This window comes from Actinophytocola sp. (genome assembly GCF_036002505.1).
GTDB lineage: Bacteria > Actinomycetota > Actinomycetes > Mycobacteriales > Pseudonocardiaceae > DASYTH01.
This window is the reverse complement of sequence record NZ_DASYTH010000107.1, coordinates 1-12887: the sequence shown is the minus strand read 5'-3', so window position 1 is coordinate 12887 and position 12887 is coordinate 1. Positions and strand designations below refer to the sequence as shown.

The 12887-nt window shown below is 68.8% G+C and carries 13 protein-coding genes; 12 read left to right on the top strand and 1 reads right to left on the bottom strand.

Annotated elements, in window-relative coordinates; all coding sequences use genetic code 11:
- The 3 genes from VGR06_RS08595 to VGR06_RS08585 all read left to right on the top strand — a co-directional run.
- Positions 1-150, top strand: a 150-nt coding sequence (locus VGR06_RS08595; protein WP_327558445.1) for a His/Gly/Thr/Pro-type tRNA ligase C-terminal domain-containing protein, incomplete at its 5' end; no start/stop codon positions are given.
- A 51-nt stretch (positions 151-201) separates the two neighbouring features.
- The gene (locus VGR06_RS08590; protein ID WP_327558444.1) at positions 202-3231 is read left to right on the top strand and encodes a TIR domain-containing protein; all 3030 of its coding nucleotides are present in this window, start codon (positions 202-204) and stop codon (positions 3229-3231) included.
- Positions 3232-3240: 9 nt separating this feature from the next.
- The gene (locus VGR06_RS08585) at positions 3241-3879 is read left to right on the top strand and encodes a maleylpyruvate isomerase N-terminal domain-containing protein (protein ID WP_327558443.1); all 639 of its coding nucleotides are present in this window, start codon (positions 3241-3243) and stop codon (positions 3877-3879) included.
- Between the two features lie 135 nt (positions 3880-4014).
- Here the strand turns inward: VGR06_RS08585 and VGR06_RS08580 are convergent, their stop codons facing one another.
- Positions 4015-4974 (bottom strand): hypothetical protein, encoded by a 960-nt coding sequence (locus VGR06_RS08580; RefSeq protein WP_327558442.1) that lies wholly within the window; start codon positions 4972-4974, stop codon positions 4015-4017.
- A gap of 230 nt (positions 4975-5204) precedes the next feature.
- Between VGR06_RS08580 and VGR06_RS08575 the strand changes: the two genes are divergently transcribed.
- The 9 genes from VGR06_RS08575 (at position 5205) to VGR06_RS08535 (ending at position 12672) form a co-directional block, all read left to right on the top strand.
- Positions 5205-6170 (top strand): ABC transporter ATP-binding protein, encoded by a 966-nt coding sequence (locus VGR06_RS08575; protein ID WP_327558441.1) that lies wholly within the window; start codon positions 5205-5207, stop codon positions 6168-6170.
- Positions 6167-6895 carry an ABC transporter permease gene (locus VGR06_RS08570; RefSeq protein ID WP_327558440.1) on the top strand — a complete coding sequence of 243 codons (729 nt, stop codon included), beginning with the start codon at positions 6167-6169 and terminating at the stop codon, positions 6893-6895. Before VGR06_RS08575 ends, VGR06_RS08570 begins: the two co-directional genes overlap by 4 nt.
- A 67-nt stretch (positions 6896-6962) precedes the next feature.
- Positions 6963-8099, top strand: a complete 1137-nt coding sequence (locus VGR06_RS08565) for a sensor histidine kinase (RefSeq protein WP_327558439.1) — start codon at positions 6963-6965, stop codon at positions 8097-8099.
- Positions 8096-8701 carry a response regulator transcription factor gene (locus tag VGR06_RS08560; RefSeq protein ID WP_327558438.1) on the top strand — a complete coding sequence of 202 codons (606 nt, stop codon included), beginning with the start codon at positions 8096-8098 and terminating at the stop codon, positions 8699-8701. Before VGR06_RS08565 ends, VGR06_RS08560 begins: the two co-directional genes overlap by 4 nt.
- Positions 8702-8723: 22 nt before the next feature.
- On the top strand, positions 8724-9356 hold the full coding sequence (locus VGR06_RS08555) for a YdcF family protein (protein WP_327558437.1): 633 nt from the start codon (positions 8724-8726) through the stop codon (positions 9354-9356).
- An 11-nt stretch (positions 9357-9367) separates the two neighbouring features.
- Positions 9368-10618, top strand: a complete 1251-nt coding sequence (locus tag VGR06_RS08550; RefSeq protein WP_327558436.1) for a deoxyguanosinetriphosphate triphosphohydrolase — start codon at positions 9368-9370, stop codon at positions 10616-10618.
- Between the two features lie 20 nt (positions 10619-10638).
- Positions 10639-10893 carry a hypothetical protein gene (locus VGR06_RS08545; RefSeq protein WP_327558435.1) on the top strand — a complete coding sequence of 85 codons (255 nt, stop codon included), beginning with the start codon at positions 10639-10641 and terminating at the stop codon, positions 10891-10893.
- Between the two features lie 56 nt (positions 10894-10949).
- Positions 10950-12044 (top strand): serpin family protein, encoded by a 1095-nt coding sequence (locus tag VGR06_RS08540; RefSeq protein WP_327558434.1) that lies wholly within the window; start codon positions 10950-10952, stop codon positions 12042-12044.
- Positions 12045-12084: 40 nt separating this feature from the next.
- Complete coding sequence (locus VGR06_RS08535) at positions 12085-12672, top strand: carboxymuconolactone decarboxylase family protein (RefSeq protein WP_327558433.1); 588 nt, start codon at positions 12085-12087, stop codon at positions 12670-12672.
- The last annotated feature ends 215 nt before the right edge of the window (positions 12673-12887 follow it).

The following is a 12887-nucleotide window of genomic DNA, read 5'->3' as shown; positions in this document are numbered from 1 at the left end:
GAGATCGGCACCCCCTTCTGCGTGACGGTCGACTTCGACACCCTCAACGACCACGCCGTAACCATCCGCGAGCGCGACACGATGTCCCAGCAAAGGATCGCGATCGACCAACTAGAGGCCCACCTAGCCGCCCAACTCATTGGTACCTGACCCCGGTCACTACGCTGTGAGATCTTGAGATCGCCTTCCGCGAGGAGTGGCATGTCCGAGACCGCCGACAGCTCCAGGCGCGACCAGCCATCTGGGTTTTTCTTGCGATTGCAGTTTCGGGCCCACGGGGCTGGCGATCATGCCTATGTAGTCGCCTGGTCATGTGACGGTAAGCGACTCGCGGCGGCATCTACGTCAGGCGGTCATGTGTGGGACATCGACACCGATGCTTGGAAGTCTCGCTATGCGTTTTCGTTAGAACTGGATCAGCATCACTATTCCTGCACTATCAAGTGGTCGCCTGTTGATCCGGATATCCTGATTCAGGCACAGAGCGGCACGATGAGCCTGTTGCAAGTCGATCCTAACGGTCGTGGGTGCTGGATGGTGTGGCAGTCCAGATATGGCGAGGATACCTGGACGACGGCGAACATGTCGTTTTCGCCCGCCGGTGACCGGATTGCCGTCGCGAATACCCGTACGGACATTAGTGTCATTGATGTGTCGACTGGAAGGGTGGCGTACAAGCTGCCGGTTGGTTTTACTGCCGACGATGTGTACTGGTCGCCAGATGGTGGCCGAATCTTGGCTCTTGGCGACACCAACCAGGCATGGATATCTCCTCTATCCGGTGATAGATTCGGCCATACATCGCCGGGCCAAAGCCCTTTTACGTATGCTAGTTGGTCGCCCGACGGAAGGTTGCTGTGTGCGGTCGGTGCTGATGATTACACCATCAAGGTGATGGATGCTGACGGGCAGCTGCGGGCTGTCCTTGAAGGTCATACCGGCATCGTTCGGGCCGTCGAATTCTCCCACGACGGTCGCCTGCTCTACTCTGCCGGTCAAGATGCAACATTGCGGTGCTGGCGGACTGACACCTGGCAGTGTGTGGCGACGATCAACAGAAACGACGCCCACCGCTATCTGGGTGGTCTGGCTTCCAACCCGACACGTCCCGTGCTGGCTAGGCGGGCTTCCGGAAGTGACTTTATCGAGCTTTTTGATATCGACGTGGACCAGCTTCTTATGGCTGATACTACGTCGTCTCGGACCTACGCTAACGCGAAAGCTGTACTGCTGGGCGACACCGGCGTCGGCAAGTCGGGGCTTAGCCTCGTGCTTAGTGGTCAGCCATACAGACCGACCGACTCGACGCATGCTCGATCGGTCTGGACGTTTCACAACAGTGAGGTTGAGTTGCCCGGCGGTCTCAAGGAGACACGAGAAATCCTGCTATGGGATTTGGCAGGACAACCTGGCTATCGACTAATCCATCAGTTGCATTTGGCCGAAGCGGCGGTCGCGCTTGTCCTGTTCGACGCACGCAGTGAGAGCGATCCCTTCGCCGGAGTGCAGTACTGGATGCGAGCGTTGCGGCAGTATCAGGATGCTCGCCAGCCGGAAGCGGCTCCTGCGTCGGCGATCCTCGTGGCGGCTCGAGTGGATCGTGGGGGCATACCCGCAACCCAACAGCGCATCAGGGCACTCTGCCAGGAGTTGGGCATCTCGGCTTATCTGGAGACGAGTGCCAAGGAAGGCTGGGGGATCCCTGAGCTGGCCGAGACTATTCGCCGGGCAATTGACTGGGCGGCCCTGCCTCGCTCCGTATCGACCGAGCTTTTCGGGGCAATCAAACGGTTTCTCATCGATGAGCGGGATAGCGACCGGGTGCTGGCGCCGGTTGAGGATCTCTTTCGGCTCTACCGTCGGCAGTATTCGGAGCAAATGGTTGACGACGAGCTCCGGGCCGCCTTCGAGACGTGCGTCCGGTTGCTGGAGGGGCGCGACCTGGTTCGACGGCTGTCATTCGGCGATTTCGTGCTGTTGCGTCCGGAACTGCTGGACGCTTATGCTTCTGCCCTCATCGATGCCGCCCGCGGCCAGCCGGATGGTCTGGGTTATATCTCGGAGAGCGATGCGCTTGCGGGCCGGTTTCCGATTCCTGACGATGCCCGATTGCGCGGAGCGAATGAAGAACGGCTGCTGTTGATTGCCACGGTCGAAGAGTTGCTGCGCCACGACCTGGCCCTGCGTGAGCCGACGGACGGTGGCGTCGATCTGATTTTTCCGTCGCAGTTCACCCACGACCGGCCGGACTCGCCTAACCCGGCCACGACCGATGTCGTGTTCCGCTTCGACGGTGCGTTGACAATGATCTACGCGACGCTGGCAGTGCGATTGTCCCATGTGCCTTCTCATCGCCCGGAAATGATGTGGCGGAACGCCAGCACTTACCAAGCGAGTGTTGGCGGCCGCTGCGGTCTGCATGTCCGCGAGGTCGAGGAGGGGCGGGGCGAGCTGACGCTGTTCTACGACGAATCCGCCAGCGAGGAGACTCGGTTCCTGTTCGAGGACTACGTTCGCGCGCATCTCACCAAGCGTGCACTGCCCGGGTCGGTGCTGCGTGAGCGGGTGTTCCGCTGTCCCAACTGTGGATATCGGCTGCCCGCGGACCTCGTGCAGTTGCGCCGGGATCGCGGCCACACCACCATGCCCTGCCCTGCATGTGAGGAGGCCAGGATCTCGTTGCTCGACCGGGAGGATCGACTTGAGGCGGCGTCGATGCAGTCGGTGCGGGAAATGGACGAAGGCGCCGATGTTGTTCGCAACCGAGCGGCTGCGACGGCGATTATTCGCGGCAAGGAGGAACTCGGGGATTACGACGTCTTTCTGTCGTACAACTCGAAGGATCGGGCGGCGGTCGCCGCGATCGCCGAGCGGTTGCGGGTCGAGGGTGTGTTGGCTTGGTTCGATACGCGGGATATCGGAGCCGGTAGGCGGTGGCAGGATGAGTTGGAGCGGCAGATCAGGAAGGTTGGTGCTGGGGCGGTTTTTGTTGGGCCTCATGGGTTGGGGCCTTGGCAGGACATGGAGCAGCAGGCGCTTGTGAACGAGTCGGCCAAGCGCGCGTTTCGGATCGTTCCGGTGCTGCTGCCGAGGGTGCGGGACGATGTCGAGCTGCCGGTTTTCCTGGGGCAGTGGCAGGTGGTGGACTTCCGGGCCAGTGAGCCGGATCCGTTCAGGGCCTTGCTGTCGGCGATCACTGGTGAACGCTCGCGGGGTGGGTTGCCGTCGTAGGGTGCGGGTATGGGTGGTGTCCGGGAGGATTATCTGGCGGTGGCGCGGGCTGCTGAGGGGTTGTTGGAGGAGCCGGCGGTGGCGGCGGCGTGGGGTGAGCCGAGTGCGTTGGCGGAGATGAGTGTGCGGGGGTTGGCTGGGCATTTGGCGTATCAGGTGTTGATTGTGCGGCAGGTGTTGGGGGAGCCGGAGCCGGTGGAGGAGACGATCACGCTGCTTGAGCACTATGGGCGGGTGCGGTGGATCGGGGCGCCGTTGGATGACGAGTTCAACGTGGGGGTTCGGCGGGGTGGGGAGGCGGAAGCCGCGGACGGTCCTGGTGGGTTGGCGGCGCGGGTTGGGGCGGCGGTTGGGGAGCTGGCGGGCCGGTTGGAGTCGGAGCCGGAGCGGGCGGTGCGTATTCCGTTGTGGGGGGCGTGGTCGTTGTCGCTCAACGACTTGCTGGTCACTCGGATGATGGAGTTGGCGGTGCATTCGGATGATCTGGCGGTGAGTGTGGGGGTCGCGACGCCGGAGTTGCCCGAGAGCGCGGTTGAGAGGGTGGTTGATCTGCTGTCGCGGATTGCGGTGCGGCGGCATGGCGCTACGGCGGTGTTGCGGGCGTTGAGTAGGGCGGAGCGGGCGCCGGCCACGATCGCCGCGTTCTGAGCCCGCCCGCTGTGTTGGCCGGCCACGTCGCTGTGTTGGCGTCTGGCGTTGCTGTGTTGGCCGCCGGTGCGACGCGATCGGCCAAGACATCGTCGCTACGGGCCAACACACCGATGTGAGCGGCCAACATGCGTGTTAGTGGGCGTGGGCCAGGTCGGTGGTGACGTGGGGGCGGGGGCGGTGGGTGGCGACGAGGTGGGCGTGGCGGAGGTCGTTGAGGACCTTGCGGGGGTTCTGGCGGAGGGTCGTGGGGAGGGTGCGGACGACGATGATGCCGGCGGCGGTGAGGCGGGCGATGCGGGTGGCGGCTTCTTCGTGGTCGGTGGGGGTGAACTGGTAGGCGGCCAGGTCCCAGGCTAGGCCGATGTCGTCCCACCAGGCGTCGGCGATGGCGAGGAGGTCGTTGTGGGGGCCGCGGACGGGACAGTTCCAGCGGGGTTCGGGGAGGGCGGCTTCGTGGATCAGGCGGCGGGCCCAGGGTTCGGCGATCGAGCTGGTGCCGGTGTGGATCTCGTTGAGGATGCGGCGGGGGAGGGCGGTGCCGCGGCGGGTGCCGGTGTCGAGCTCGTGGTGGAGCAGGGACGGGCTTACTCGTCCGCGGCGGACTACTTCGGTAAGCAGGGTGCGGGTGGTGTCGGGGGAGGTGAGGCGGCGGGCGGTGTCGATGGTCGCCCGGGGTAGTGGGGTGATGGGGAAACCGTTGTAGAGCAGGGGGTTGGGCGGGATGGTGGTGCGCTCGATGACGAGGTCGCGATCGCCGCGGACCTGGCGGTGGTGGGGGACTAGGAGGTGGACCGGGAGCGTTCCGGTTGGGGCCGACATGCCGTGGCGGGTGAGGGCGTCCCAGCCGGTGAGGATCGCGCCGGTGCCGGCGTGGCGGAGGGCGGAGGCGATGCGTTGGGTTCTGGTCGGGGGATCGGCGCCGAGCAGGACGATGCCGGGCGCCAGGCGTTGCCAGGGACCGTTGGGGCGGCAGCGGTTGTAAATGGTGGTGCCGGTGAGGCCGAGCGCGATCAGCTCGGTGGCGCGGGCGACGCGGTGCGGGAACAGGGCGGTGAGCGCGTCGAGGTCGACGACGGCGCGGTTGCGGGTCATGGGACTAGCACACCGCAGGACGCCGGGGTTGGGGTGGCGGTGCGGGGGAACTGTGGATGGGCGCACCACCTGGGGACAACCGGGTGGTTGACGATCATGAAGGGACGGGGTGGTCGGTGGGTTGGGGTATAAGGCGCGACCCCTGACACCTGTCATGGTCAGGTCGTGACGTGCGGCCTGCGGGTCAGAGTCCGCCGGACCGCATTGTTGACGGCGTGAACACACCACAGATGACTGAGCCGAAGACGGTGGCGGCCGGGGCGGCCGTGACGTTGACCGGGCTGCGGAAGCACTACGGCGAGGTGCGCGCCGTCGACGGCGTGGACCTGGTGATCGCGCCGGGCGAGGTGGTCGCGCTGCTCGGGCCGAACGGGGCCGGCAAGTCGACGACCGTGGACATGCTGCTGGGGCTGACCCGGCCGGACACCGGCGCGGTGACGATCTTCGGCAGTTCTCCGGGGAACGCCGTGGCCGACGGGCGGATCGGCGCCATGCTGCAGGGCGGGGCGCTGCTGGACGACGCGACGGTGGGCGAGACCGTCGGCATGATCGCGTCGCTGCACCGAAACCCGCTCCGGGTCGCCGAGGCGCTCCGCGGGGCCGGTATCGAGGACCTGGCGAACCGCCGCTGCAACAAGCTCTCCGGCGGCCAGAAGCAGCGGGTGCGGTTCGCCGTCGCCCTGGTCAGCGACCCCGACCTGCTGGTGCTGGACGAGCCGACCGCGGCCATGGACGTGCAGACCCGCCGCGAGTTCTGGCTGTCCATGCAGGACTTCACGACCAGCGGCCGGACGGTCCTCTTTGCCACGCATTACCTGGAGGAGGCGGAAAATTACGCCGATCGTGTGGTCTTCCTGAGCAAAGGGAGGATCGTCGCGGACGGTTCGGTAGCCGGGGTGACCGCGCTGACCTCCGGCCGGACGATCAAGGCCGTACTGCCCGGCGCCACCGGGCACGCCCTGCACAAGCTGCCCGGAGTGTCCGAAGTGGACATCAGGGGCGACCGAATCATCCTGTCCAGCAATGAGTCCGACAAGGCACTCCGCACGCTGCTGGCGGAATACCCCCAGGCATACGACATCGAGGTCACCGCGATCGGCCTCGAGGACGCCTTCCTCACCCTCACCGGACACGCGACTCTTTCAGATGGGGGCTCAGCCCCCACACCCCCCTTTGAAGGGAACGAGACCCGATGAGCATCGGATACCTGGTCCTCGAGCTGCGCCGGGCCATGCGCTCCACCCGGTTCGTGATCTTCACGGTCGGCATGCCGGTTGTGCTCTTCCTGCTCTACGTGGGCATCTGGGGCAAGAGCGACCCGGCCGCCCCGGGCGTGATCATGGTCAACATGACGAGCTACGGCGCGCTCACCGCGGCCCTGTTCGCCGGCAGCCGGGTCGCCCTGGAACGGGCCGCCGGCTGGCAGCGCCAGCTGCGCCTCACCCCGCTGCCGGGCAGCGGCTACCTGGCCGCCAAGGGCATCACAGCCATGGCGCTCGCGCTTCCCGGCGTGGTCCTGGTGCCGTTGATCGCCGCCCTGTTCGAGGGAGTGTCGCTGAGCCCGGACGAGTGGCTGCGCGTGACGCTCGGCATCTGGCTCGCGGTCATCCCGTTCGCCGTGCTCGGCCTGCTGCTCGGCCAGATCGGCACCGCGGAGAGCATGCAGCCGATCATGAGCATCGTGATGATGGTGATGAGCCTGCTCGGCGGCATCTTCATCCCGATCGACGGAATGCCGTCCGGCCTGCTGAGCGTGGCGAAGCTGCTGCCCTCGTACTGGCTGACCCAGATCGGGCGCGGCGCGGTGACCAGCGACCTCTCGGTCGGCCTCGGTCAGGCAGTGCTGGTGCTGGCCGGGTGGACACTGGTCCTCGGGCTGGGCGTGGTCCGCAGGTACCGTCGCGACAGCGCCCGGGTCTAGATCCACGGGGGGGTCGGCCCCGATCTCCCCGTGCGCGGGGGGACCGGGCCGTGAACGGAGGAAAGCGGTGGCCGAGCAGAGCGAACCGCGCAGCGGCTGGGACTGGCCGCCGCGCCCGGCCGATGACGGGCCGAGAGGCCGGCTGCGCAACGTCGTCTGGCCGGCCTTGTTCCTGTTCTACCTGGTCCAGCCGGTCCTCCAGGCGTTCAGCCAGCCGCACACGGGCGGCTTCCGGGCGGCCGTGGTGGCCGTCGTCGTCGTGTACGCGGCGAGCTTCTTGGGGGCCATGGCGATCGGGATGCGGACCGAGTCCCGGGCCTTCCGGGTCGTTGCGGTGGCGTGGTTGTTCCTGATGCCGGTCCTGCTCGCCGCGCTCGGCGGGCCGGAGTTGCTGGTGTTCTGGACCTATGCCATCGCCGCCGCGCTGTTCCTGTTGCCGCGCAACGTCGGCGTGGCCGTCGGCCTGGCCTCCGCGGTCGCCCTGCTGGTGACCTCCGCGATGGAGACGGGCGCGCCGCAGCTGGACAACGCGATGCTGCTGGTGGTCATGACCATGGCCATGTTCGGCTTCACCGAGCTCCGCCGCACCATCGTCGAGCTGCGCACGGCCCAGGACCGGGTGGCCGAGCTCGCGGTGGCCGAGGAGCGCTCCCGGCTCTCCCGCGACCTGCACGACGTGCTCGGCCACGGCCTCACCACGATCACCGTCAAGGCCGGGCTGGCCCGCCGCGTGCTGGAGTCCGCGGGGGACCGGGACCGCGCCATCGCCGAGGTGCAGGACGTCGAGCAGCTGTCCCGGCAGGCGCTGGTCGAGGTGCGGGCCACGGTGTCCGGCCACCGCGCCGCGTCGCTGCCGGCCGAGCTCGCCGGGGCGCGGGCGGCGCTGCGGGCCGCGGAGATCGGCGCCGACCTGCCGCACGCGGTGGACGACGTGCCGGTGGCGCTGCAGGAGCCGTTCGCCTACGTGCTCCGCGAGGGGGTCACCAACGTGATCCGGCACTCCGGGGCGAGCCGGTGCGAGGTGCGGCTGGGCGAGCGCTGGATCGAGATCCGCGACGACGGTGTCCCGACGCCCGGCCCGAACGGCGGTGGTCATGGGTTGACCGGCCTGGCCGAGCGGCTGGCCCCGTTCGGCGGCCGGATCGACGCCGGACCCGCCGAGGGCGGGGGCTTTCGCCTGCGGGCCACCGTGGAGCCGGCGTGATCAAGGTGCTGCTCGCCGACGACCAGGCGCTGGTGCGAGGTGCGCTGGCCGCGATGCTCGGCCTGGAACCGGACATCGAGGTGGTCGCCGAGGTCAGCTCCGGCGACGAGGTGCTGCCCGCGGCCCGCCAGATGAAGCCGGACGTGGCGCTGCTGGACGTGCAGATGCCCGGCCGCGACGGGCTCACCGCGGCCGCCGAGCTGCACCGCGAGCTGCCGTCCTGCCGGATCGTGGTGTGCACGACGTTCGGCCGCCCCGGCTATCTGGCCCGCGCCATGGCCGCCGGCGTCGCCGGGTTCGTGGTCAAGGACGCGCCGCCCGAGCAGCTCGTGGACGCGGTCCGCCGGGTGCACGCCGGGCTGCGCGTCGTCGACCCGGCGCTCGCCGCTGAATCCCTTGCCACCGGCCAGAATCCGCTCACCGAGCGGGAGCGCGACGTGCTGCGGGCGGCCCGCGACGGCGGCACCATCGCCGACGTCGCCCGCGAGCTGCACCTCTCGCAGGGCACCGTGCGCAACCATCTCTCCGCCGCCATCGGCAAGACCGGCGCCCGGACCAGGGCCGAAGCCGCCAAGCTGGCGGACGAGCGCGGCTGGTTGTGAGTCTCTGGCAGGATGGCGGGCGATGAGGTTTGTCCGGCGGTTGCTGCTCGGCGTGCTGATCGTGGGTGCGCTGGTGCTGGCCGGCACCGGTTTCCGGGTGTGGCAGGTGGCCCGGGTGGACGACCGCTCGCACGCCGATGTCGTGGTGGTGCTGGGGGCCGCGCAGTACAACGGAAACCCGTCGAAAGTCTTGGAGGCTCGGCTCAACCACGCCAAGTCCCTCTACGAGAACGGCGTCGCCGGGCACATCGTGACCGGGGGCGGGCGGCGCGCGGGCGACCGGTACACCGAGGCCGACGCCGGGGCGCGGTGGCTGGCTGCGCACGGGGTGCCGCGGGAGAACGTGATCGAGGTGGACGAGGGGACCGACACGCTGGGCACGTTGCGGGCGGTGGCCGGCGAGGTGCGGGCGCGGGGATGGCGTTCGGCGGTCATCGTGAGCGATCCGTGGCACTCGTTGCGGGCGCGGACGATGGCCGAGGACGCCGGGTTGACGGCGTGGACGTCGCCGACGCACAGCGGTCCGATCGTGCAGACCCGGCAGATCCAGCTCCGCTACATCGTGCGGGAGACCGGCGCGCTGCTGTTCTACCGGGCGACGAAGGCGCCGACGGACGGCATCGGGATCACCGAGGACGTCGCGGCCGGTCGGTAATCTCGCACGCTATGAGCCCGGGGTACACCGAGCATGACCGCGCCCGCCCCGTGGTGGAGGCGCCGAAGGAGGCCGGGCTGCCCGGGTCCTGGCCGAGCCGGCGCGGCCCGTTCGCCCGGGACCGGGCCCGGGTGCTGCACTCGGCGGCGCTGCGCCGGCTGGCGGGGAAGACGCAGGTGGTGGGGCCGGGGGAGGGCTCGGAGGTGAGCGGCATTCCGCGCACCCGGCTGACCCACTCGCTGGAGGTGGCACAGATCGGCCGGGGGATCGCCGAGGAGCTGGGCTGCGACCCGGACGTGGTGGACACCGCCGGGCTCGCCCACGACATCGGCCACCCGCCGTTCGGCCACAACGGGGAGCGGGCGCTGGCCGAGGCGGCGCAGGCGTGCGGCGGTTTCGAGGGCAACGCGCAGACCCTGCGCATCCTGACCCGGCTGGAGCCGAAGGTGCACGGTGCCGGCCTGAACCTGACCAGGGCCTCGCTCGACGCGGCCACCAAGTACCCGTGGCCGCGCCGCCCCGGGCAGGTGAAGTTCGGGGTCTACGACGACGACCGGGCGGTGTTCGACTGGCTCCGGGACAGGGCGCCGGCCGAGCGGCGCTGCCTCGAGGCGCAGATCATGGACTGGTCCGACGACGTGGCCTACTCCGTGCACGACGTGGAGGACGGGGTCCGCGCGGGGCGGATTTCCCTTGGCGCGCTGGGGGATCCGGTGGAGCGGGCGGCGGTGGCCGAGCTCGCGGCCAAGCATTTCTCGGCCGAGCCGGTGTCCGGGCTGGAGGACGCGGCGCGCGACCTGCTGCGGCTGCCGGTGGTGGCGGCGCTGGCCGGCGCCGAGTACGACGGGTCGCTGGGTGCCCAGGTCGCGTTGAAACGCCTGACCAGCGAGCTGGTCGGCCGGTTCGCCGCGGCCGCGGTGACCGGGACCCGGACCCGGTACGGCGGCGGGCAGCTGACCCGCTACGCCGCGGACCTGGTGGTACCGGCCCGGGTGGCCGCCGAGGTTGCCCTGCTCAAGGCTGTCGCGCTGCGGTTCGTGATGAGCGACCCGGACCGGCTGGCCGTGCAGGCGCGCCAGCGGGAGCTGCTGACCGAGCTGGTCGGCGCGCTGATCGAGCGTTCACCCGAGGCTTTGGAGCCCGCGTTCCATCCGGCGTTCGGCGCGGCGCGCGACGACGCCGCCCGGCTGCGCGTGGTCGTCGATCAGGTCGCCGCGCTCACCGACGCCCAGGCGGTCGGCTGGCACACCACGCTGGTGTGATCCGTGGCACACTCGTACGCATGGGGCGAGGACGCAGACGAGTACTGGAATTCGGCGGGCCAGGCCGGTCCGAACTGGGGCCGAGGCGCGACCCGGTCGAGTTCGGTCTTGGAGTGTGGGACGAACTGGGGTTCGACGACGACGATCCGGGGTCGGGGTCGGCCGGAGTGCGGGAGCCGCGCCAGCCGAAGCCGTTCGGCCCGATGTCGGGCGCGGGCGAGAAGCCGATGCCGGAGCCGATGACCTACCTGGTCATGTCCGATCCGCGGCACTAATGCGATGAAGGACGCATTCGGCACGCCCAGTGTGAGGAAGGACGCATTCATCGCACATGACTGACCATCTTGCGTTCACCCTCGCCCTGCACCGCGCGGCCGCGCCGGATCCGGCACACAATGCCTGCTGGTCGCCGTATTCCGTGGCCAGCGCGCTGGGTCTCGTCACGGCCGGGGCACGCGGGGTCACTCGGGACGAGCTGGTCGCCCTGCTCGGCGATGTCGACGGACTCGGCCGGCTGCTCACCGGGGCGGCCACGCTGGGCCGGGTCGGACGGGATGACGAGGAGCCGGTGCTCGCCGTGGCGAACACGCTCTGGGCGGACGACTCGATCGACATCCGGGACTCGTTCGCCGACGAGCTGGCGCGCTGGGTGCGGGGCTCGGTGCGGACGGCGCCGTTCCGCAACGCCGCGCAGAAGGCCCGGGAACTGATCAACCGGGACGTCGCGGAGACCACCCGGGACCTGATCCCCGAGCTGCTGCCGGACGGTGCGATCGCCGAGAACACGGTGGCCGCGCTGGTCAACGCGCTGTACCTGAAGTGCGCCTGGCGGAACCGGTTCATCGAGGGCGCCACCACACCGCGGCCGTTCCACGCTCCTGGCGGCACGGTCGAGGTGCCGACGATGGAGCTGTCCGAGTCCATCGGCTACGCCCGCACCGGCGGCTGGCAGGTGGTCAGCCTCCCCGCGGTCGGCGGCGTCGACGCCGTGATCCTGTTGCCGGACAACGACTTGACCGAGGCCGAGCCATCACTGACCGCGGCCGCACTGGCCCGCCTGCTTTCCGCCCCGAAGTCGACCCAAGTCAACCTGCGGCTGCCCAAGGTCAAGGTGTCCCTGCAGGCCGAGCTGACCGCGCCGCTCAAACAGCTCGGCGTCCGCACCGTTTTCACCGACGACGCCGACCTGAGCCTGATCAGCCCGCACCCCCTCGCCGTGCAGGCCGTGTTCCACGAGTCCGTGCTGCGACTCGACGAGCAGGGCCTCGAAGGCGCCGCCGCGACCGCGGTGATGATCCGCCTCGTCAGCATGCCTATGGGCGACCCGATCCAGGTCGACGTCGACCGGCCCTTCCTGCTCCTCATCCGGCACACCGCCACCGGCGCGCTGTACTTCGTGGCCCGGGTTGTCACACCCGGTTCCTGAGCCTCGTCCTTCGGTTGTACTGACCAAGAAGGAGGAGATCATGCCCAGGATTCCCGGTGTGGCAACGAAAGATGCCGGTCCGGTGCTGCGGTTGATGTACCGGTTCGCCCGGAAGCGGTTCGGCGCGGTGCCTGAGCCGATGACCGTCTCAGCACATCACCTGAAGCTGATGATCGCGGGCGGGCGGCACGAGCTGGCCGTGCAGAAGGCGTCGAAGGTGTTGCCGCCCAACGTGAGGGAGCTGGCGGTGTACCGGGTCGCGCAGCAACTCGGGTGCTCGTGGTGTGTGGACTTCGGCACCATGCTGCAGCGGCTCGAGGGGTTGGATATCGAGCGGCTGCAACAGATCGACAAGTACGCCACGTCGCCGAGCTACACGCGGCAGGAGCGGCTGGCTGTTGCTTACGCGGACGCGATGAGCACCAGTCCGGTGTCGGTGACCGACGAGCAGGTGGCCGAGTTGCGCAAGGAGTTCGGTGAGCGCGGCGTGATCGAGTTGACCTACCACGTCGCATTGGAGAACCAGCGGGCGCGGTTCAACAGTGCGTTGGACATCACCGACCAGGGGTTCACGTCGGGTGACGCCTGCCGGGTTCCGGTGCCTGCGGATGCGACTACGACGGCGTGAGGCGAGCGTTCCTGTCACGGACTGGCCGGAGAGGGATCGGCTGTTTCAGGATCGTTTGTGGGGGTCTCCACGAGGACGGAACATGCCTACGCCAAGCCGGAACATGCCTACGCCAAGCCGGAACATGCCTACGCCAAGCCGGGACACGGCTACGCAAAGGCGGGACACGCGCCAACGGTGCCGACCTACCGGGTGTGTCCCGCCTTCAGGTAGCC